Source organism: Aeromonas sp. sia0103 (assembly GCF_963895295.1).
Taxonomy (GTDB): Bacteria; Pseudomonadota; Gammaproteobacteria; order Enterobacterales; family Aeromonadaceae; genus Aeromonas; species Aeromonas encheleia.
Window position 1 is genome coordinate 1 of the sequence record NZ_CAWQKG010000020.1, and the last position, 629, is coordinate 629.

The window sequence follows — 629 nt, forward strand, 5'->3', positions numbered from 1 at the left end:
GGGCCTCACCCTGATCGACATCGGTGGCGACCAGCTTGCCGCCGGTGCTGAGGGTCACGTCCTCTTTCACCGCGCCCTGGTCGGCACCCGGGGTGGCGACGCCGATGCTGGCGTCGTCGTTGGTGCCGGTGATGGTGATGGTGACGCTGTGCTCGGCGGAGCCATCGGCGCTCTTGACCACGAAGTGCTCGCTCGGCAGGGTCTCGCCCTCCTTGAGGGCCTGCACCGCGGGGTCGTTGTTGTCGAGCGCGTAGGTCCAGTTGCCGTCGGCATCGAGGCTGAAGGTGCCGTGGGCGCCCTTGACCTGGTCCTGGGGCTGGAAGTGGGCCTCGCCCTGATCGACATCGGTGGCGACCAGCTTGCCGCCAGTGCTGAGGGTCACGTCTTCTTTGACCGCGCCCTGGTCGGCGCCCGGGGTGGCGACGCCGATGCTGGCGTCGTCGTTGGTGCCGGTGATGGTGACGGTGACGCTGTGCTCGGCGGAGCCATCGGCGCTCTTGACCACGAAGTGCTCGCTCGGCAGGGTCTCCCCCTCCTTGAGGGCCTGCACCGCGGGGTCGTTGTTGTCGAGGTTATAGGTCCAGTTGCCGTCGGCATCCAGGCTGAAGGTGCCGTGGGCGCCTTTGACC

At 68.2% G+C, this 629-nt stretch carries 1 protein-coding gene; it reads right to left on the reverse strand.

Annotated features, from left to right (window positions below; all coding sequences use genetic code 11):
* Window positions 1–629 (reverse strand): VCBS domain-containing protein (locus AACW18_RS08445; RefSeq protein ID WP_218390082.1); only part of this gene is annotated, 629 nt, incomplete at both ends.